Origin of the sequence: Sphingomonas sp. BK069, from assembly GCF_014193405.1 — a bacterium.
Taxonomy (GTDB): Bacteria; Pseudomonadota; Alphaproteobacteria; order Sphingomonadales; family Sphingomonadaceae; genus Sphingomonas.
Genome location: NZ_JACHZH010000003.1, coordinates 304048 through 322917 on the forward strand (window position 1 = coordinate 304048; position 18870 = coordinate 322917).

Annotated in this window: 20 protein-coding genes; 11 read left to right on the plus strand and 9 right to left on the minus strand. The window is 70.3% G+C overall.

All coding sequences use genetic code 11. From position 1 onward, the window contains the following. Positions 1 to 50: 50 nt before the first annotated feature. Positions 51 to 2459, plus strand: coding sequence for a ligase-associated DNA damage response DEXH box helicase (locus FHY02_RS12735; protein WP_183922582.1), 2409 nt, complete (start codon positions 51 to 53; stop codon positions 2457 to 2459). Positions 2460 to 2633: 174 nt separating this feature from the next. On the opposite strand, the gene FHY02_RS12740 is transcribed toward FHY02_RS12735, so the two are convergent. Beyond that, on the minus strand, positions 2634 to 4940 hold the full coding sequence (locus FHY02_RS12740) for a DNA translocase FtsK 4TM domain-containing protein (RefSeq protein ID WP_183922591.1): 2307 nt from the start codon (positions 4938 to 4940) through the stop codon (positions 2634 to 2636). Positions 4941 to 5056: 116 nt separating this feature from the next. On the opposite strand from FHY02_RS12740, the gene FHY02_RS12745 reads away from it, so the two are divergent. Continuing rightward, positions 5057 to 6274: a UbiH/UbiF/VisC/COQ6 family ubiquinone biosynthesis hydroxylase gene (locus FHY02_RS12745; RefSeq protein WP_183922593.1), complete on the plus strand. Its 1218-nt coding sequence runs from the start codon at positions 5057 to 5059 to the stop codon at positions 6272 to 6274. Between the two features lie 220 nt (positions 6275 to 6494). Here FHY02_RS12745 and ribA read toward each other — a convergent pair whose 3' ends face one another. The 8 genes from ribA to FHY02_RS12785 form a co-directional block, all read right to left on the minus strand. Next, a complete protein-coding gene (gene ribA, locus FHY02_RS12750; RefSeq protein WP_183922979.1) occupies positions 6495 to 7517 on the minus strand; it encodes a GTP cyclohydrolase II in 1023 nt (340 codons plus the stop codon). A 47-nt stretch (positions 7518 to 7564) separates the two neighbouring features. After that, positions 7565 to 8347: an exodeoxyribonuclease III gene (locus FHY02_RS12755; RefSeq protein WP_409322498.1), complete on the minus strand. Its 783-nt coding sequence runs from the start codon at positions 8345 to 8347 to the stop codon at positions 7565 to 7567. 226 nt (positions 8348 to 8573) lie between these two features. Continuing rightward, on the minus strand, positions 8574 to 9182 hold the full coding sequence (locus FHY02_RS12760; protein ID WP_183922597.1) for an outer membrane lipoprotein carrier protein LolA: 609 nt from the start codon (positions 9180 to 9182) through the stop codon (positions 8574 to 8576). A gap of 73 nt (positions 9183 to 9255) precedes the next feature. Continuing rightward, complete coding sequence (locus FHY02_RS12765; RefSeq protein ID WP_183922981.1) at positions 9256 to 9972, minus strand: TerC family protein; 717 nt, start codon at positions 9970 to 9972, stop codon at positions 9256 to 9258. Between the two features lie 154 nt (positions 9973 to 10126). After that, complete coding sequence (gene rho / locus FHY02_RS12770; protein ID WP_183922599.1) at positions 10127 to 11383, minus strand: transcription termination factor Rho; 1257 nt, start codon at positions 11381 to 11383, stop codon at positions 10127 to 10129. Between the two features lie 158 nt (positions 11384 to 11541). Next, positions 11542 to 11997: a CopD family protein gene (locus FHY02_RS12775; RefSeq protein WP_183922601.1), complete on the minus strand. Its 456-nt coding sequence runs from the start codon at positions 11995 to 11997 to the stop codon at positions 11542 to 11544. A gap of 15 nt (positions 11998 to 12012) precedes the next feature. Then, positions 12013 to 13038 (minus strand): uroporphyrinogen decarboxylase, encoded by a 1026-nt coding sequence (hemE, locus tag FHY02_RS12780; RefSeq protein WP_409322527.1) that lies wholly within the window; start codon positions 13036 to 13038, stop codon positions 12013 to 12015. A gap of 38 nt (positions 13039 to 13076) precedes the next feature. Beyond that, positions 13077 to 13349, minus strand: a complete 273-nt coding sequence (locus FHY02_RS12785; RefSeq protein WP_183922605.1) for a hypothetical protein — start codon at positions 13347 to 13349, stop codon at positions 13077 to 13079. Between the two features lie 24 nt (positions 13350 to 13373). Here FHY02_RS12785 and FHY02_RS12790 point away from each other — a divergent pair, with 24 nt between their 5' ends. The 9 genes from FHY02_RS12790 to FHY02_RS12830 are packed head-to-tail and all read left to right on the plus strand — an operon-like array spanning position 13374 to position 18841. Further along, complete coding sequence (locus FHY02_RS12790) at positions 13374 to 14204, plus strand: pyruvate, water dikinase regulatory protein (RefSeq protein WP_132908428.1); 831 nt, start codon at positions 13374 to 13376, stop codon at positions 14202 to 14204. 5 nt (positions 14205 to 14209) lie between these two features. Beyond that, positions 14210 to 14797, plus strand: coding sequence for a nucleoside triphosphate pyrophosphatase (locus FHY02_RS12795; protein ID WP_183922607.1), 588 nt, complete (start codon positions 14210 to 14212; stop codon positions 14795 to 14797). Beyond that, entirely contained in the window at positions 14794 to 15609 is an 816-nt protein-coding gene (locus FHY02_RS12800; protein ID WP_183922609.1) for a shikimate dehydrogenase, read from the plus strand. The genes FHY02_RS12795 and FHY02_RS12800 overlap by 4 nt, the downstream gene beginning before the upstream one ends. Positions 15610 to 15616: 7 nt before the next feature. Further along, entirely contained in the window at positions 15617 to 16210 is a 594-nt protein-coding gene (coaE, locus tag FHY02_RS12805) for a dephospho-CoA kinase (RefSeq protein ID WP_183922611.1), read from the plus strand. Between the two features lie 8 nt (positions 16211 to 16218). Further along, positions 16219 to 16914 (plus strand): DNA polymerase III subunit epsilon, encoded by a 696-nt coding sequence (gene dnaQ, locus FHY02_RS12810; protein WP_183922613.1) that lies wholly within the window; start codon positions 16219 to 16221, stop codon positions 16912 to 16914. Positions 16915 to 16968: 54 nt separating this feature from the next. After that, positions 16969 to 17559 (plus strand): ribosome hibernation-promoting factor, HPF/YfiA family, encoded by a 591-nt coding sequence (gene hpf / locus FHY02_RS12815; RefSeq protein WP_183922615.1) that lies wholly within the window; start codon positions 16969 to 16971, stop codon positions 17557 to 17559. Between the two features lie 31 nt (positions 17560 to 17590). Further along, a complete protein-coding gene (locus FHY02_RS23030) occupies positions 17591 to 18061 on the plus strand; it encodes a PTS sugar transporter subunit IIA (protein WP_183922617.1) in 471 nt (156 codons plus the stop codon). After that, the gene (locus tag FHY02_RS12825; protein WP_183922619.1) at positions 18048 to 18509 is read left to right on the plus strand and encodes a PaaI family thioesterase; all 462 of its coding nucleotides are present in this window, start codon (positions 18048 to 18050) and stop codon (positions 18507 to 18509) included. The genes FHY02_RS23030 and FHY02_RS12825 overlap by 14 nt, the downstream gene beginning before the upstream one ends. Beyond that, positions 18506 to 18841 carry a DUF1491 family protein gene (locus tag FHY02_RS12830; RefSeq protein WP_183922622.1) on the plus strand — a complete coding sequence of 112 codons (336 nt, stop codon included), beginning with the start codon at positions 18506 to 18508 and terminating at the stop codon, positions 18839 to 18841. Before FHY02_RS12825 ends, FHY02_RS12830 begins: the two co-directional genes overlap by 4 nt. Positions 18842 to 18870: the final 29 nt, after the last annotated feature.

Consider the following 18870-nt stretch of genomic DNA (forward strand, 5'->3'; position numbering starts at 1 on the left):
CCGCCCGAGCACCTTGCCCCACCCCCGCGCGTCGCTACATCTCACGGACCTTGGCCGCGCTCCCCCCGCTCCTCTCCGACTGGTTCGCGCGCCGCGGGTGGCATCCGCGCCGGCACCAGCTCGCCATGCTCGACGAGGCGCGCGCGGGCCGCCACGCGCTGCTGATCGCCGCGACCGGTGCGGGCAAGACGCTCGCCGGCTTCCTGCCGACGCTCGCCGAGCTGATCGAGTCGCCGAGCGAGGGGCTGCACACGCTCTACGTCTCGCCGCTCAAGGCGCTGGCGGTCGACATCCAGCGCAATCTGGTCACGCCGATCGACGAGATGGGCGCCGACATCCGCGTCGAGACCCGCACGGGCGACACGCCGTCCGACCGCAAGGCGCGGCAACGCGTGCGCCCGCCGCAGATCCTGCTGACCACGCCCGAGTCGCTGTCGCTGCTGCTGAGCTATCCCGACAGCTTCACCATGTTCGCCGGGCTGCGCACGATCGTGGTCGACGAGGTTCACGCCTTCGCCACCGGCAAGCGCGGCGACCTGCTGTCGTTGTGTATGGCGCGGTTGCAGACGATCGCGCCGGCGTGCCGCCGCGTCGCGCTCTCCGCGACGGTCGCTGACCCGGACGGCTATCGCGCCTGGCTCGCCCCCGACGGCGACATCGACCAGGTCGCGCTGGTCGAGGGCGAGCCCGGCCCCGACCCCGACATCGCCATCCTGCTGCCCGAGGACCGGGTGCCCTGGGCGGGCCATTCCGGCCGCTACGCCGCCGAGCAGGTGATGGCCGAGATCGAGACGCACAGGACCTCGATCGTCTTCTGCAACACCCGCAGCCTCGCCGAGCTGATCTTCCAGGACCTGTGGAAGGCCAATGCGATGCAGTTGCCGATCGGTATTCACCACGGCAGCCTTGAGAAGGAGGCGCGCCGCAAGGTGGAGGGCGCGATGGCGGCGGGGCGGCTGCGCGCTCTGGTGGCGACCGCCAGCCTCGACCTCGGTGTCGACTGGGGAGACGTCGACTGCGTGATTCAGATGGGCGCGCCCAAGGGCTCGTCGCGGCTGCTGCAGCGGATCGGGCGCAGCAACCACCGCCTCGACGTACCGAGCGAGGCGATCGTCGTGCCGGGCAACCGCTTCGAATATCTCGAGGCGCGCGCCGCGCTCGACGCGGTCGAGGCGGGCGAGCTCGACGCCGACGTGTTCCGCATGGGCGCGCTCGACGTGCTGGCCCAGCATCTGATGGCCTGCGCCTGCGCGGCGCCGTTCGACCAGCGCGCGATGCTGGCCGAGGTACGCTCAGCGCTGCCCTATTCCGCACTGAGCGACGAGCTGTTCGAGCGCGTGCTCGGCTTCATCCGCGACGGCGGCTACTCGCTCAAGGCCTATGACCGCTTCAAGCGGCTGACCCAGGACGCCGACGGGACCTGGCGCGTCAGCCACCCGCGCTTCGTCGCGCAGCACAGGCTGAACGCCGGGATCATCGTCGAGGCGACGATGCTCAAGGTGCGCTTCCGCAACGGCCGCGCGCTCGGCAAGGTGGAGGAGGGGTTCGCCGCGACGCTGAGCCACGGCGACACCTTCTTCTTCGCGGGGCTGAGCCTCGAGGTCGAGAAGATCGACACCGAGGACCTGATCGTTCGCGCCACCAGCCGCCCGGCGCGGATCCCCACCTACGGCGGCAGCCGCATGCCGCTCTCGACCAATCTCGCCTCGCGCGTGCGGCGCTTCCTCGCCGAGCCGGGTGAGTGGCACCGTTTCCCCGCCGACGTGCGCGACTGGCTCGAGATCCAGTCGCGCCGCTCGACCCTGCCCGCGCCCGAGCAGCTGCTGGTCGAGACCTTCCCGCGCGAGGGGCGCCACTATATGGTCGCCTACAGCTTCGAGGGCTGGAACGCGCACCAGTCGCTCGGCATGCTGGTGACCAAGCGGATGGAGACGCTCGGGCTCAAGCCGCTCGGCTTCGTCGCCAACGACTATGCGATCGCCTGCTACGGCCTGGAGCGCGTGACCGACCCGGCGGCGTTGTTCTCGGCCGATATCCTCGAGCATGAGTTCGTCGAGTGGGTCGAGCGCTCGCACCTGCTCAAGCGTGCCTTCCGCGAGGTGGCGGTGATCGGCGGGCTGGTCGAGCGACAGCATCCCGGCAAGCGCAAGACCGGGCGGCAGGTGACCTTCTCGACCGACCTGATCTACGACGTGCTGCGCCAGTATGAGCCCGGTCACGTGCTGCTCCAGGCGGCCTGGGCCGACGCGCGCGCGCGGATGACCGACGTCGGCCGGCTCGCCGACCTGCTCGACCGCGCCGCCGACACGATGGTCCACGTCGACCTGCCGCGCGTCACGCCGCTGGCGGTGCCGGTGCTGACGCTGATCGGGCGCGAGAAGGTGGCGACGGGCAGCGCCGACGACTCGCTGCTGATCGAGGCCGAGGCCCTAGCGGCGGAGGCGATGCGGGTAGATTGAGGGGGGAGTGGATAGGGAGAAGCCCTGCCGATCCTCCCCGCTCGCGGGGAGGGGGACCGCGTCGCGCAGCGGCGTGGTGGAGGGGGCTCTTCGCACGCGAACCGGCCCGTTCGCGGACCCCCCCTCCACCAGCCTACGGCTGGTCCCCCTCCCCGCGAGCGGGGAGGATCTCGCTCACACCTGGTTCCCGTCGGTATCGCGCAGCACCTCGCGCCGCCCGACATGGTCCGGCCGGCTCACCACGCCCTCCTTCTCCATCCGCTCGATCAGCCGCGCCGCCGAATTGTAGCCGATGCGCAGCTGGCGCTGGAGCCACGAGGTCGACGCCTTCTGGCTGCCGCACACGATCGCCACCGCGGCGCGATACTGCTGGTCCTCGGCCGAGTCCTCGCCGGTCGGCGCGCCCTCCAGCGCGAAGCTCTCGGCCGGCTCCTCGGTGACCGACTCGATGTAGTCGGGCTGGCCCTGTGCGCGCCAGTGATCGGTCACCGCGCGCACCTCGTCGTCGCTGACGAACGGGCCGTGGACGCGGACGATGCCCTTGCCGCCGGGCATGTAGAGCATGTCGCCGCGGCCGAGCAGCTGCTCCGCCCCCTGCTCGCCGAGGATCGTGCGCGAGTCGATCTTGCTGGTGACGTGGAAGGAGATGCGCGTCGGCAGGTTGGCCTTGATCACGCCGGTGATGACGTCGACCGAGGGGCGCTGCGTCGCCATGATCAGGTGGATGCCCGCGGCGCGCGCCTTTTGCGCCAGCCGCTGGATCAGGAACTCGACTTCCTTGCCCGCGGTCATCATCAGGTCGGCGAGCTCGTCGACGATGACGACGATCTGCGGCAGCACGTCATAGTCGAGCTGCTCCTCCTCGTAGACCGGCTGGCCGTTCTCGCCATAGCCAGTCTGCACGCGGCGACCGAGCGGCGCGCCCTTGGCCCGCGCCGCCCGCACCTTCTCGTTGAACGAGGCGAGACTGCGCACGCCGACCGACGACATCTGGCGGTAGCGATCCTCCATCGTCTCGACCGCCCATTTGAGCGCGCGCACCGCCTTGGCCGGATCGGTGACGACAGGCGAGAGCAGGTGCGGGATGTCGTCGTACATGCTCAGCTCGAGCATCTTCGGGTCGATCATGATCATGCGGCACTGGTCCGGCGTCAGCCGGTACAGCAGCGACAGGATCATGCCGTTGAGCCCGACCGACTTGCCCGATCCGGTCGTGCCCGCGACGAGCAGGTGCGGCATCGGCGCGAGATCGGCGATGACGGGATCGCCCGCGATGTTCTTGCCGAGGATCACGGGGAGCTGCGCCGACTGGTCCTCGAACGCCTGGCTCGCCACCAGCTCGTGGAGCGACACCATCTCGCGCCTGGCATTGGGCAGCTCGATGCCGATCACGGTCCGCCCCGGGATGGTCGCGACGCGCGCCGAGATCGCCGACATGTTGCGCGCGATGTCGTCGGCAAGCGAGATCACGCGAGTCGCCTTGATCCCCGGCGCGGGCTCGAGCTCGTACATCGTCACGACCGGGCCCGGGCGGACCTCGGTGATGTTGCCCTTGACGTTGAAGTCGTCGAGCACGGTCTCGAGCAGCCGCGCGTTGCGCTCCAGCGCGGCCTTGTCGATCGGGTTGCTCTGGTTGGCGGGGGCGGGGGTGAGCAGGTCGAGCCCGGGCAAGGTGTAACTGTCGCGCAGGTCGAGCCGCTGCTGCGGTTTGGGCGCCGCCGCGGAGGGTGCCAGCGTGCGCTCACTGATGACCGGGGCGGGGCGGTCGCTGGGCTCCGCCACGGCGCGCGGTGCGGGGCGACGCGCCAACGCCGGCGCCGCGGCGGTATCGAAGGGGGCGTCTGCCTCGTCGAATGCCTCGTCTGCGTCACCGCGGGCGCGGCGCAGCCCGCCGCGTGGGGCGAGCCGGGCGAAGTCGATCTCGAGGCTGCGGCCCCACAGAAAGGCGCCGCCGATGCCGCTCACCACGCCGAGCGCGACCACACCCCACCAGCGTACCGGCGCGTCGCCGACCAGTCCGAGCGCCCAGCGCGTCGAAGCGACCACGCCGAGCCCAACCGCGCCGCCCCAGCCGAACGGCAGCGCGGGCACCGCGCCGGGTGCGGCGCAGCCGAGCGCCACCGCCATCAGCGCCACCGCCACGGCGGTGCCGCGCAGCATCCGCGGCCACGCGCCCGCGGGCTGCTCGCGCCACAGCCGCGCCGCCACCAGCGGCGGCACCGGCAGCAGCAGCGCCACCGCGGGCCCGAACAGCGTGAGCGCGAGATCGGCGAACCAGGCGCCGGGCGCGCCCAGCAAATTGCCTGCGACGCCGCCCGCGGCGGTGTTGAAGGCGGCGTCGCTCGGGCGATAGCTGGCGAGCGCGAGCGCCATCGCCAGCGTCAGCGCGACCAGCGCCACCGCGACGATCAGCGCACCGCTGCGCAGCGCCCCCGCCTTCACCGTCTCGCGCCACAGCGGCGCGTCGGCCCTGCTCGCCATCTGTTCCCGTCCTCAGCGATGTCTGAAATGCCCAGCGTACATTGTCCGCCCAGCGCGAGTCCGCGTCAAGAGACCCGCCCTTCCCCGTCCGCGCGCGACCCTGTAGGGCGGGCGCCATGGACCATGCAGACGTGCTCATCCTCGGCGGCGGGCTGGTCGGCAGCGCGCTCGCGGTCGCGCTCGACCGCCACGGCCTTTCCGCGATCGTGGTCGATCCGGCCGACCCCGCCGTGATGCTCGCCGCCGGCTTCGACGGGCGTGCCTCAGCGGTCGCCAGCGCGAGCCATCGCATGCTCGATGCCATCGGGGTGGGGGAGGCGCTGCGGGGCAAGGGCTGCCCGATCCGCCACATCCGCGTGAGCGACGGGCTGGCGCCGGGCAAGCTCGACTTCGTCCCCGCTGCCGACGACGCCGCGCTCGGCACGATGTACGAGAACCGGCTGCTCCGCCGCGCCTTGTACGAGGCGGTGTCCGCCGCGCCGCTGGTCGACCTGCGCATGAACACGCGGGCGACCGCGGTGGAGCGCAACCAGGACGGCGTGCGCGCGACGCTGTCCGACGGGCGCGCTATCACCGCGGACCTGCTCGTCGCCGCCGAGGGGCGCCAGTCGCCGACGCGCGAGGCGGCGGGGATCGCGGTCGCACGGTGGCAATATAACCACGCCGCGATCGTCGGCGCGTTCCACCACGAGCGCAGCCATGAGAACGTCGCCTACGAGATCTTCTATCCCGCCGGGCCGTTCGCGCTGCTGCCGCTGCCCGACGACGAGGTCGGCCACCGCTCGGCGATCGTGTGGACGGTCGCGGCGGATCAGGCGGCGGGCATGCTCAAGCTCGGCGACCGCGGCTTCCTCGCCGAGGCGGAGCAGCGCATGGGAGGCTTCCTCGGCGCGCTGGCGCACGCCAGCCCGCGCGCGAGCTACCCGCTCGGCTTCCACCATGCCGCGCGTGTGACCGACACGCGGCTGGTGCTGGTGGGCGACGCGGCGCACGGCATCCATCCGATCGCGGGGCAGGGAGTGAACCTCGGCTATCGCGACGTCGCCGCGCTGGTCGAGGTGCTGGTCGAGGGCCGCCGGCTCGGGCTCGACGCAGGCGACGCGCAATTGCTCCGCCGCTACGAGGCGTGGCGCGGGCTCGACACCTTCATGGTGGCGGCGGCGACCGACACGCTGACGCGGCTGTTCGGCATCCCCGGCAAGGCCGCGAGCGCGGTGCGCCGCTTCGGGATCAGCGCGGTCGACCGCATCCCACCGCTTAAGGACCGCTTCATGAGCGAGGCGCGCGGCGAGAGCGGGGATCTGCCCAAGCTGCTGATGGGCGCGACGGTGTGAGCGGCTGCTGATCGGCTCATGCGAAGACGCGAAGGAGATTGGTTCACGCGGAGGCGCGGAGCTGCCTCGCGCGTCAGCGCAACCTGACCATCAACCTATGGTGTCGGTCTGGCCGCTGCGCGGCCGGGCGTGACCTCTCTGCGCCTCCGCGCCTCCGCGTGCGAACACCTAATTCCTCTTCGCGTCCTCGCGTGAATCAACTTGAACGCACCCTACACCGTCAGAACTGATGCCCGGTCCGATCGCGCTTGGTCGCGAGATAGCGCGCGTTGTGCGGGTTGGCGGGCAGTGCGTGCGGCACCCGCTCCACCACGCTCACCCCCGCCGCCTCGAGCCCCGCAACCTTCGCCGGATTATTCGTCAGCAAGCGCACGCGCTCCTGTCCGAGCAGCACCAGCATCCGCGCCGCCACGCCGAAGTCGCGCGCGTCCACCGCGAAGCCGAGCCGCGTGTTGGCGTCGACCGTGTCATAGCCCTGATCCTGCAGCGCATAGGCGCGAAGCTTGTTGACCAGCCCGATGCCGCGCCCCTCCTGTCGCAGGTAGAGCAGGATGCCCCAGCCGGCGTCACGGATGCGGTGGATCGCAGCATCCAGCTGAGGACCGCAGTCGCACTTCAGGCTCCCGAGCACGTCGCCGGTCAGGCATTCGCTGTGCAGCCGCACCAGCGGCGGTGCGCCGCTCGGCTGGCCGATCAGCAATGCGACATGCTCGTCGGCGCTCTCGGGCGAGCGGAAGGCGACGATCTCGGCGTCCTCGGCCTGCGCCACCGGCAGCCGAGCGCGCACCGCGATCGAGAGGCGGGTCGCATCCTCGTGCGCGTCGACCGCGGCGACGTCGATCGCCACCGCTGGCTCGACCCCGCCGGTGAAGAAGGCGGGGAGCAGCCCGGCCACCCGCGCCAGCCGCAGCGCCGCGGCGCCCGCGACGGGGCTCGCGAGCGCGGCGGTGCGGAACGGCCCCTTGAGCGGGGTGGCGAGATCGAGCTGCGGGTCGGCCAGCGCGGTGGCGAGCGCCATGTCGAACCACGGCGCTCGCTCGATCAGCACCGGCTGGTCTGGCGCTGCGGCGGCGCGCTGGTTGGTCAGCGTCAGCGTCTCCGCCCGCCCGGCTGAGATCAGCACGGCATAGTCCTCGTCGGGCGCGAAGGCGGCGAGCCGCGCGGCGTCGGCGGTCTCTATCGCGAGCAGCACCAGCGGCGGCTCGCCCGGCGCGTGGAGCGCGATCGGCCACCCACGCCGCATCGCGTCGATCGCGCGTGCGGCGTCGCGCGGGTCGGCGCTGGCCTGGCTCACCAAGCGAACTCGGTCATGATCGGGACGTGGTCGCTCGGCTTGAGCCAGCTGCGGCACGGCTCGAAGACAGTGTGCGCCGTGGCGGTGCGCGCGACGTCGGCGGTGGCCCACATATGGTCGAGCCGGCGGCCGCGGTCGTTCTTGGTCCAGTCGGGCGAGCGATAGCTCCACCAGGTGTGCAGCCGGGCCGGGGCGGGATGGAAGTGGCGGCCGAGATCGACCCAGTCGTTCGACTCGCGCAGCCGCTCGAGTGCCTCGACCTCGATCGGCGTGTGACTCACCACCTTGAGCAGCGCCTTATGGCTCCACACGTCACTCGGCAGCGGCGCGATGTTGAAGTCGCCGGTGAGGATGGTGGGCACGTCGATCGTCTCGGACCAGCGCGTCATGCGCTCGACGAAGTCGAGCTTCTGGCCGAACTTCGGATTGACCTCGCGGTCGGGAACGTCGCCGCCGGCCGGAACATAGACGTTCTCAAGCCGCACCCCGCCAGGCAGCTGCACGCCGAGGTGCCGCGCCTCGCGATTGGCCTGCCAGTCTAGCCGCTCGTCCGCCTCGATCGGCACGCGGCTGATGATCGCGACGCCGTGGTGCATGCGCTGCCCGTTGAGCAGGACATGGTCGTAGCCGAGCGCGTGAAATCCAGCGACAGGGAAATCGGCGTCGATCACCTTGGTCTCCTGCAGGCACAGAATGTCGGGGGCGGCCTCACGCAGGAAGCGCTCGACGATGTCGAGGCGGAAGCGGACCGAGTTGATGTTCCAGGAGACGATCTTCACGCCGCGCGACATAGGCGGTCGATCGCGTCGCGCAAACACCTCGCCGGCCGGAACGTGAAAGGCCCCCGCTCCGGGGGCATGGAGCGAGGGCCGACACAGCGTTCATCACGCAAGCGGGGGAGAAGGGCTCAGGGTAACAGGGGGAAAATCCCCGAGGCGTCCGCCCCCACAACCCTTATTTAGGACAATTAAGCTGTCAGTCAGATGAACGGATTGTAGAAATTTGTCAGCCGCTGCGACCCTGGCGGCGGGGGTCGGTCCAGCGGAACGCGCTGTCGCTCACCGGCGCGTTGAACTTCTGTCCGCTCAGCCGGATCGTCGTGCGACTGCCCTGGCTGTCGAGCGCGACCCAGCCCTGCAGCATCAGCCCCGCCGGCGCGGCGGCGTCGCGCGCGAACACCATCGTGATCCGCCCGAACTCGGGATGCTTGGGGTCGTTCGCTTCCACCGAGAGCACGTCGGGGTTGGGCGACGGCACGACCTTGGCATAGCGTGAGATATCGCGGCTGGGATCGATCAGCACGCCGAGGGGCGAGTTGCCGATCGGCCAGCGCTGCACCTGCTTCACCGAATAATCGATGAAGGTGAACGCCTTGCCATCGCTCACGATGAGCAGCGGCACGCCCTTCTCATATTGGAAGCGGATCTTGCCCGGCTTCTTGAGCGTCAGCACGCCGGTCAGCACGCGACCGTTGCGGTCGGTCTGGCTGAAATTGGCTGTCATCGTTTCCGCCGCGGCCAGGAAACGTTGCACCGCGGCGAGATCGTTGCCCTGCGCGGCGGCCGGTGCGGCGACCATCGCGATCGCGGTCAGCGGCACGAGGAAAGTACGCATCGTCACTCCGTTGTCAGACAGGCCCATGGTGCCGCGGAGGCGTTGAACGCGCCGTGAACCCGGCGCCATACGACTAGCCGAGCAGCGAGGCGATGCCCGGTGTGTTCTCGGCGCCGACCCAGCCCTCGTAGATCATCTTGCCCGCGACGAAGAGGATGACGGCCAGGCCGACATAGGCGATCCAACGGTAGCGATCGATGATCCGCGCGATGAAGTTCGCCGCCAGCCCCATCAGCGCGACCGACAGCAGCAGGCCGACGACGAGGATGCCGGGATGCTCGCGCGCCGCGCCCGCCACGGCGAGCACGTTGTCGAGGCTCATCGACACGTCCGCCACCGCCACCGCCCAGGCCGCGCCGACGAAGCTGCGCGCGGGCGCGACGGCGGCGTCGCCGTTGCCCTCGGCGTCCGGCTGGTGGCCGCCGGCGCGGATCTCGCGCCAGAACTTCCAGCTCACCCACAGCAGCAGCAGGCCGCCGGCGAAGATCAGCCCGACGATCCCCATCAGCCAGGTGACGATCAGCGCGAAGAAGATGCGCAGCACCAGCGCGGCGCCGATGCCGATCAGGATCACCTTCTTGCGCTGATCAGAGGGCAGGCCGGCGGCCAGCGCGCCGACCACGATCGCATTGTCGCCCGCCAGCACCAGGTCGATCATCAGCACCGAGCCGAAGGCGGCCAGCGCGGCCGGGTCGCTCAGGTTCGAGAAGTCGGCGACGATATGCTGCCAGATGTCGCCGAGCGAGCCGGGTCCTTGCGGTGCGACGGCCGCCCCCGCGGCGGCCAGCATGGCGATCAGGCTCACGACGTCACTCCCCTGAAGATACGAGCGGGCGGCACGTTGAACCAACGCACCGCCCGCGAAAAGTTACCGACTGCTGACCCGCCGGCGCTCCCAACCGCCTGTCACGCCCGCCGCTGAAGGCGGCGAGCGCGGGGGCGGTTCACTGGTTCATCGAGTCGAAGAAATCGTCGTTGGTCTTGGAATCCTTCATCTTCCCGAGCAGGAACTCCATCGCGTCGACAGTCCCCATCTGCATCAGGATGCGGCGCAGCACCCACATCTTGCTGAGCTTGTCCTTCTCGACCAGCAGCTCCTCCTTGCGCGTCCCGGACTTGCCGACGTCGATCGCGGGGAAGATGCGCTTGTCGGCGACCTTGCGGTCCAGCACGATCTCGGCATTGCCGGTGCCCTTGAACTCCTCGAAGATCACCTCGTCCATGCGGCTGCCGGTGTCGATCAGCGAGGTCGAGATGATGGTGAGGCTGCCGCCCTCCTCGATGTTGCGCGCCGCGCCGAAGAAGCGCTTGGGGCGCTGCAGCGCGTTGGCGTCGACGCCGCCGGTCAGCACCTTGCCCGACGAGGGCACCACGGTGTTGTAGGCGCGGCCGAGGCGGGTGATGTTGTCGAGCAGGATCACCACGTCCTTCTTGTGCTCGACCAGGCGCTTGGCCTTCTCGATCACCATCTCGGCGACCTGCACGTGGCGCGTCGCCGGCTCGTCGAAAGTGGACGAGACCACCTCACCGTTGACCGTGCGCGACATGTCGGTGACTTCCTCGGGCCGCTCGTCGATCAACAGCACCAGCAAGAACACCTCGGGGTGGTTGTGGCTGATCGCGCGCGCGATGTTCTGCATCATGATCGTCTTGCCGACTCGCGGCGGGGCGACGATGAGGCAGCGCTGGCCCTTGCCGATCGGCACGACGACGTCGAGCACGCGGCCCGACCGGTCTTTGATCGTCGGGTCCTCGATCTCCATCTTGAGCCGCTCATCGGGGTAGAGCGGGGTGAGATTGTCGAAGTTGACGCGGTGGCGGACCCGGTCGGGGTCCTCGAAATTAACCTGGGTGATCTTCACCAAGGCGAAATAGCGCTCGCCGTCCTTGGGCCCGCGGATCTCGCCCTCGACCGTGTCGCCGGTGCGCAGGCCGTGCTTCCGCACCTGATTGGGGCTGACGTAGATGTCGTCCGGACCGGCGAGATAATTGGCCTGCGCCGAGCGGAGGAAGCCGAAGCCGTCGGGCAGCACCTCGATCGTGCCCTCGCCCATGATCTGCTCGCCGTTCTCGGCCTGGACCTTGAGGATGGCGAACATCAGATCCTGCTTGCGCAGCGTCGACGCGCCCTCGACCCCGAGTTCCTCGGCGAGCTGCACGAGGTCGGCCGGGGCCTTCTTCTTCAAATCCTTGAGATGCATGTAGACGTGTCCGATGTGCTCGGGAGTGGGGGGAAGCTCGGCCGGCGAAGAATACGCTCGAGATACGAAGCTGTAGAGGAGGCGGGAGACCGGGACCGATCGCGCCGTAGCCGCGAGGTAAGAGTCGGGCGCGGCTTAGTCAAGCCGGCGCGCGCGGCTCAGAACGGCTTCACGATCACCAGGATGACGATCAGCACCGCGGCGATCGCGGGTACCTCGTTGACCAGCCGCAGCGCGCGGTTGGAGAGCGTGGCACGACCCGCGGCGAGCTCGCGCGCGTAGCCCACCGCCCAGCCGTGATAGCCCGACAGCAGTACGACCAGCGCGATCTTGGCGTGAAGCCAGCCGAGCCCCGGCGTACCGTCGGCGATGCCGGCGTTGAGCGCGAGCGCGATGCCGAGCACCCACACCAGGATCATCGCCGGGGTAAGGATGATCGCGCGCAGCTTGCCCTCGCGCTCGACCCAGCGCGTCGACTCGGCCGGATCGGCGAGACCCTCCTGATGGTAGACGAGATAGCGCGGCAGCATGAACATTCCCGCCATCCAGAAGATCACGAAGATGAGGTGCGCCGCCTTCACCCAATCATAGGTCGCGCCGAGAAAACCCGCCATGTTCATGCCTTGCCCTTACGCGCCGCGGACGCGCGCGACCAGATGCTCGACGTGCGCCACCGGCGTGTGCTGGCCGATGCCGTGGCCCAGGTTGAACACGTGGGGCCGCTCGGGAAAGGCGGCGAGCACGCGGTCGATCCCGCGGTCGAGCGCGGCGCCGCCGACGCGCAGCGCGAGCGGGTCGAGGTTGCCCTGCACCGGCAACCCGGGCGGCAGCACGCGGTCGGCCCAGGCCGGGTCGACCGTCTCGTCGAGCCCGATCGCGTCGACCGCGGTGCCCGCGGCATAGGCCGGGAGCTTGCCGCCCGCGCCCTTGGGAAAGCCGATGATCGTCGCGTTCGGCCGCCGCGCGCGCAGGCCGTCTACGACGGCGCGGTTGGGTGCGATCACCCAGCGCTCGAACTGTTCGGGCGAGAGGCTGCCCGCCCAGCTGTCGAACAGCTGCACTGCCTCGACCCCGGCGTCGACCTGCGCGGCGAGATAGTCGATCGTGAGCGCGACCACCGCGTCGATGATCGCGGTGAAGGCCGCGGGGTCGCGATAGGCGAACAGCCGGGTCTCTTCCTGATCGCGGCTGCCCTGGCCCGCGACCATGTAGGTCGCCACCGTCCAGGGTGAGCCGGCGAACCCGAGGAAAGTGGTCGCGGGCGACAGTTGCGCGGCAACGCGGCGCACTGTCGCGTAGACCGGGACGAGCCGCGCCGGTGCCGCCGCGAGCGAGCCCAAGGTGGCGTCGACCAGCGCGGGCGCGAGCCGCGGCCCCTCGCCGGCACCGAAGCTGAGCTCCTGTCCGAGCGCCCAGGGCACCATCAGGATGTCGGAGAAGAGGATCGCCCCGTCGAAGCCGAAACGGCGAATCGGCTGAAGTGTCACCTCGGCCGCGGCCTCCGGATCGGTCGCGAGCGCGAGGAAGCCGCCCTTCTCGGCCCGCAGAGCGCGATATTCGGGGAGGTAGCGCCCGGCCTGGCGCATCAGCCACAGCGGCGGTCTGTCCTGTCGCTCGCCGCGCAGCGTGCGCAACAGCGGTTTGATGGTCTCGATCGCGGGAGTGGGCACGGGTGAGATCGTCCTCGCCCCCTTCAGATAATAGAATCTCGAAGAAGGTTGTTGATGCGGATGGCGCGTGGGTTGCGGTGGCTTAATCCGCCGTCACCGGAAATGCCAACAGCTTGACCGCGCGAGACCGACGCGGCGTCAGCGATTCGGCACGCCTCGTCCCCGCTATCCACAGGCTGTGGAGGAACATCGCGGCTGCGGACGAGATTGTGGATGGAATCGGATTCATCCACCGCCGCCGCGCTCGCTTGGCGGCGCGAGCGAGTTGCGCTAGCGCCCGTCACCATGTTGTCCACAGTTCGATCCCCAGGCGGCTGAGGATGGTGCGCCTCCACCTCCATCTGCTCTCCGATTCCACCGGCGAGACGCTGGAGAACATCGCCAAGGCGGCGCTGGCGCAATATGACGACGTCGAGACGGTGCGGCACTTCTGGCCGATGGTGCGCACCGAGATGCACCTCGACCGCATCCTCCAGGAGATCGCACAGAATCCCGGGCTGGTGGTGTTCACGCTGGTGAACCCGGTGACCCGCGCCGCGCTGGAGAATCGCTGCCGCGCGCTGGGCCTGCCGACGGTGGCGCCGCTCGACCCGGTCAACGACGCGCTGTCGATGCTGCTCGGCCAGCAGGCCAAGGCGCGCCCGGGCCGTCAGCACGTGCTCGACGCCGCCTATTTCGCGCGCGTCGACGCGATCCAGTTCACCATCGCGCACGACGACGGGATCGCGCACGAGGACTGGGAGGAGGCCGATATCGTCCTCGCCGGGGTGAGCCGCTCGTCCAAGACGCCGACCTCGATCTATCTCGCCAACCGCGGCTACAAGACCGCCAATATCCCGATCGTGGTGGAGAGCCCGCCGCCCGCCTCGCTGTTCGCGCTCGACTATCCCTTGGTGGTGGGGCTGACCACCAGCGCCGACCGACTGATCCAGGTGCGGCGCAACCGGCTGCTCTCGCTCAACCAGGCGCCCGAGACCGACTATGTCGACCAGGACGCGGTGGCGCGCGAGATCGCCTTCGCGCGGCGCATCTTCGCCGACAATGGCTGGCCCGTGATCGACGTCACGCGACGCTCGATCGAGGAGACCGCGGCGGCGATCATCGCGTTGGTCAACGAGCGCCGCGGCACCGCCACGCGCACCACGGACTGACCGACATGCTGATCCTCGCCTCGCAGAGCGCCTCGCGCACCGCCATGCTGTCCGCCGCTGGCGTCCCCTTCACCGCCGAGCCGGCGTACGCCGACGAGGCCGCGCTTAAGGCGGCGATGGCGGGGGCGCGCCCGCGCGACCTCGCCGACGCGCTCGCCGAATTGAAGGCGCTGAAGGTCTCCGCCCGTCACCCCGGCGCGCTGGTGCTGGGTTCCGACAGTCTCGCGGTGCTCGACGACGGCAGCGTGCTCGACAAGCCGACGTCACGCGACGAGGCGCGCGATCATCTCCGCCGCATGTCGGGGCGCCACCACGATCTGGTCAGCGCCGCGGTGGTCGCGGAGAACGGCCGGCCGGTGTGGCGCGTGGTCGACGCCGCGCGGATCATCGTACGGCGGCTGTCCGACGCGTTCATCGAGACCTACCTCGACGCCGAATGGCCCGCGATCGCCGGCTGTGTCGGCTGCTACCGCATCGAGGGACCGGGCGTGCAGCTCTTCGCCAAGGTGTCAGGCAGCCAGTTCACCGTCCTCGGCATGCCGCTGCTGCCGGTGCTCGACTATCTCCGCACGCGCGAGGTGCTACCGACGTGACGACACCCTATGCCGAGGTGATCGGCGACCCGATCGCTCACTCCAAGTCACCGCTGATCCACCGTTTCTGGCTGGAGGCGCTGGGGATCGCCGGCGACTATCGTGCCGAGCAGGTGGTCGCGGACGATCTCGGCCGCTTCTTCGCGGCCCGCGCGCGCGATCCCCACTGGCGCGGCTGCAACGTCACCGTGCCGCACAAGGTGGCGGCGCTCGACCATGTGCCCGATCCCGGCGGGGTGCGCGGCTCGATCGGCGCCGCCAACACCGTGTTTCGCGACCAGTCGGGAGCGCTCGCCGCGACCAACACCGACGCCGCGGGATTCCTCTCGCCGATCGCCGACCTCGATCTCGCAGGCGCGCCGGTGACGGTGGTTGGCGCGGGCGGTGCGGCGCGCGCGGTATTGTTCGCCCTGTCCAAGGTAGGGGCAGGGCGGGTGACCCTGCTCAATCGTACCCCGCTCAAGGCCGCCGCGCTGCTCGCCGGCTTCGGTCTGAAGGGCGACGCACTGCCGCTTGAGGCGCGGCTGCGCCCCGACACCGCGCTGCTGGTCAATACCAGTGCGCTCGGCATGGCCGGCCAGCCGCCGCTGACGCTCGACCTGGACCCGCTGCCCGAGGACGCGATTGTCTACGACATCGTCTACGCACCACTGGAGACCCCGCTGCTCGCCGCCGCGCGGGCGCGCGGGCTCGATACGGTCGATGGGCTGGAGATGCTGATCGGCCAGGCCGCGCTCGCCTTCGAGCTGTTCTTCGGCGCCGCGCCGCCGCGCGAGAGCGACGACGAACTGCGCGACCTGCTGCTCGCGTGAGCGCGCGATGATCGTGCTCGGACTCACCGGCTCGATCGGCATGGGCAAGACCACGGTGGCGCGGATGTTCGCCGAGGCGGGCGTGCCCGTGTTCGACGCCGACGCGGTCGTCCACCGCCTGCAGGGTCCGGGCGGCGCGCTGGTCGCGGCGATCGCCGCGCGCTTTCCGGGGACCACCAGCGCGGCAGGGGTGGACCGAGCCGCGCTCGGCGCCGCCGTGCTGGGGGACGAAGTCGCGCTGCGCGACTTGGAGGCGATCGTCCACCCCGCGGTCGCGGCCGAGCGCGCCGCCTTTCTCGCGCGCCACGCCGACGCGCCGTTGGTGGTGCTCGACGTTCCGCTGCTCTTCGAGACCGGCGGCGATGCCGCGGTCGATCAGGTCGCGGTGGTGTCCGCCGCACCGGCGGTGCAGCGCGAGCGCACGCTGGCGCGACCGGGCATGACCGCGGCCAAGCTCGACTCGATCCTCGCGCGCCAGCTGCCCGACGCGGAAAAGCGCGCGCGCGCCGACGCGGTGATCGCCACCGACGTGCCGCTCGCCGAGACGCGCGCGGCGGTGCTGCGCCTGATCGCTTGCGCCCGCGCCGCGGTGGGTCGATAACGCTGCGCATGCGCGAGATCGTCTTCGATACCGAGACCACGGGGCTGAGCTTCGTCGGCGGCGACCGGATGGTGGAGATCGGCTGCGTCGAGCTGGTCAATCGCTGCGAGACCGGGCGCACCTTCCACGCCTATTTCCATCCCGAGCGCGACATGCCCGAGGAGGCCGCGCGGATTCACGGGCTTCGCATCGACTTCCTCTCCAAGCACCCGGTGTTCGCGCTCGGCGTCGAGGCGTTGCTCGAATTCATCGGCGACGCACCGCTGATCGCGCACAACGCGGGGTTCGACTTCTCCTTCCTCAACGGCGAGCTCGAGCGCTGCGGCCGCACCGCGGTGTGCCGCTCGCGCATGGTCGACACGCTCCAGCTCGCACGCACGCGCCACCCCGGCGCCAAGCACACGCTCGACGCGCTGTGCAACCGCTACGGCATCGATCGCTCGCACCGCGTGCTGCACGGCGCGTTGCTCGACGCGCAGCTGCTCGCGCAGGTCTATGTCGAGCTCCAGGGCGGGCGGCAGATCGGCCTCGGGCTGGTGAGCGAGCCGATCATGGTGACCGCCGCGACCGCCAGCAGCGCGCCGGCGCCGGCGCGCGCGCGTCCGCCGCGGCTCTTTTCGGCGAATGCGGCGGAACTGGCCGCGCATGCCGCGTTTCTGAAGGGGGTCAAAGAACCCCTGTGGGGGGCCGACGCGTCCGGATGACGCGCTTAGCACCAGCCGGGCAGGGGCTCGACCGGCAACGATGGAGAAGAAATGATGGATATCCGGATATCAGGTCACCAGGTGGCGATCGGCGACGCGCTGAAGGCCCATGTGCAGGACCGGCTCCAGGGTATCGCTGACAAATATTTCGCGCGCGCCATCTCGGCCGAGACCACCTTCGGCAAGGGTCCGCATGACAACGGCTTCACCTGTGACATCGTCGCGCATGTGACGCGCGGGCTGGTGCTGAAGGGGCGTCACGACGCGCATGACGCGCATCTGTCGTTCGACGGCGCCGCCGAGAAGATCGAGAAGCAGCTGCGGCGCTACGTCCGCCGGCTCAAGGATCGCACGCCTGCCCACGCCGCGGTCGAGGCAGAGCAGGAGCGCAACGGCTACGACAACGCCGGCTACACGCTGTTCGCCGAGTCGGCGGACGAGGAGGAAGCCGGCGACGCGCCGCTGGTGATCGCCGAGACCCGCGTCGATGTGCCCGAGGCAAGCGTCTCCGACGCGGTGATGATGCTCGACCTGCGCAACACCCAGGCGCTGCTGTTCCGCAACGCCGGCACGGGCTCGTACAACATGGTCTATCGCCGCGGGGACGGCACGATCGGATGGGTTGAGCCGCAGCGCGCTGGCTGAGGCGCGCGCGGCCACCTACCTCGCATCGATCATGGCGACTGACCTGAGCGACCTGCTCGTCCCCGAGCTCGTCGTCGTGGGATTGCCCGCGGCGACGAAGAAGGCCCTTTTCACCCAACTCGGCACGCTCGCCGCGCCCTGGGTCGGGCTGGACGCGCGCGCGATCGCGGAGGGGCTGGCCGCGCGCGAGAAGGAGGGCTCGACCGGGTTCGGCGGCGGCGTCGCGATCCCGCACGCGCGGCTCGCCGGCATGCAGCGGGTCGCGCTGATCGTGGCGCGGCTGGCGCAGCCGCTCGGCTTTGCCGCGGTCGACGACGTCGCGGTCGACGTGGTGGTGGCCATGCTGTCGCCGCCTCATGCCGGCGGGAAGCATCTCAAGGCGCTGGCTCGCGTGGCGCGGCGCTTCCGCGACCGTACCCTGGTCGCCAAGCTGCGCGGCGCGGGTTCGCCCGACGCGATCTACGCGCTGCTCACCGCGGACGATACGCGTGACGCCGCCTGAGGGGGCCGCAGCGCATCACCGCGCGCTCGAGTCGCTGTACGCGGCGGCCCCGATCAACCGTCTGTTCGAGTCGCGGCTCGAGATCCCGGAGCCCGGCGTGGCGCGGATCCGTTTCCGCGTCGACCAGCGCCACTTCCACGCCGCCGGCGCGGCGCACGGCACCAGCTATTTCAAGATGCTCGACGATGCCGCCTTCTACGCGTGCAACAGCCTGGTGACCGATCGTTTCCTGCTCACCACCCAGTTCAGCCTGCTGCTCACGCGCCCGCTCGGCGAGGGCGAGGTGGTGGCGGAGGGGCGCTGGGTCAGCGGGCAGCGCCGTGTCTTCGTCGCCGAGGCGCGATTGATCGCGGTCGACGGCGAGGAGGTGGCGCGCGGCACCGGTACCTTCATGCGCTCGCGGATCGCGCTCGCCAGCCTGCCCGGCTATGCGGCGCCGGCGGCATGAGCGCGCGGTTGCCTACCCATCTCGCGGTCGGCGCGCTGCTCAGGCGAGTCAATGACGGCGGCGGCATGGCGGTGGTGCGCGCCTCGGGCGAGGCGCAGTCGGGTGCGGTGCTGGTGCTGTTGTGCGAGGGCCGCTCGCTGCGCGCGGTGGAGCGGATGCGCGGGATCGACGACCGCGACGTGCTGATCGCCGCCGGTCCCAGCGACGGCGACTCGGCCGCAGTCGAGGACTATTGGCGTTTGCGACGGCGTCGTGACCCCGACCTGTGGGTGATCGAACTGGACGTCCCGGACGCCGAACGGTTCGTCGCTGAAACGATGCTGGTCGATTGACGCTGTTAACCCCTCGCCCGTAGCGAGAT

Excerpts from the sequence above, each read along its gene's own strand:
- FHY02_RS12830 (WP_183922622.1), top strand. The coding sequence starts at position 18,506 with ATGAGCGCGCGGTTGCCTACCCATCTCGCGGTCGGCGCGCTGCTCAGG.
- hpf (WP_183922615.1), top strand. The coding sequence starts at position 16,969 with ATGGATATCCGGATATCAGGTCACCAGGTGGCGATCGGCGACGCGCTG.
- FHY02_RS12765 (WP_183922981.1), bottom strand. The coding sequence starts at position 9,972 with ATGCTGGCCGCCGCGGGGGCGGCCGTCGCACCGCAAGGACCCGGCTCG.
- FHY02_RS12790 (WP_132908428.1), top strand. The coding sequence starts at position 13,374 with ATGGTGCGCCTCCACCTCCATCTGCTCTCCGATTCCACCGGCGAGACG.
- coaE (WP_183922611.1), top strand. The coding sequence starts at position 15,617 with ATGATCGTGCTCGGACTCACCGGCTCGATCGGCATGGGCAAGACCACG.
- dnaQ (WP_183922613.1), top strand. The coding sequence starts at position 16,219 with ATGCGCGAGATCGTCTTCGATACCGAGACCACGGGGCTGAGCTTCGTC.
- ribA (WP_183922979.1), bottom strand. The coding sequence starts at position 7,517 with ATGCGGCGTGGGTGGCCGATCGCGCTCCACGCGCCGGGCGAGCCGCCG.
- FHY02_RS23030 (WP_183922617.1), top strand. The coding sequence starts at position 17,591 with ATGGCGACTGACCTGAGCGACCTGCTCGTCCCCGAGCTCGTCGTCGTG.
- FHY02_RS12795 (WP_183922607.1), top strand. The coding sequence starts at position 14,210 with ATGCTGATCCTCGCCTCGCAGAGCGCCTCGCGCACCGCCATGCTGTCC.
- FHY02_RS12740 (WP_183922591.1), bottom strand. The coding sequence starts at position 4,940 with ATGGCGAGCAGGGCCGACGCGCCGCTGTGGCGCGAGACGGTGAAGGCG.
- FHY02_RS12775 (WP_183922601.1), bottom strand. The coding sequence starts at position 11,997 with ATGGCGGGTTTTCTCGGCGCGACCTATGATTGGGTGAAGGCGGCGCAC.
- rho (WP_183922599.1), bottom strand. The coding sequence starts at position 11,383 with ATGCATCTCAAGGATTTGAAGAAGAAGGCCCCGGCCGACCTCGTGCAG.
- FHY02_RS12760 (WP_183922597.1), bottom strand. The coding sequence starts at position 9,182 with ATGCGTACTTTCCTCGTGCCGCTGACCGCGATCGCGATGGTCGCCGCA.
- FHY02_RS12745 (WP_183922593.1), top strand. The coding sequence starts at position 5,057 with ATGGACCATGCAGACGTGCTCATCCTCGGCGGCGGGCTGGTCGGCAGC.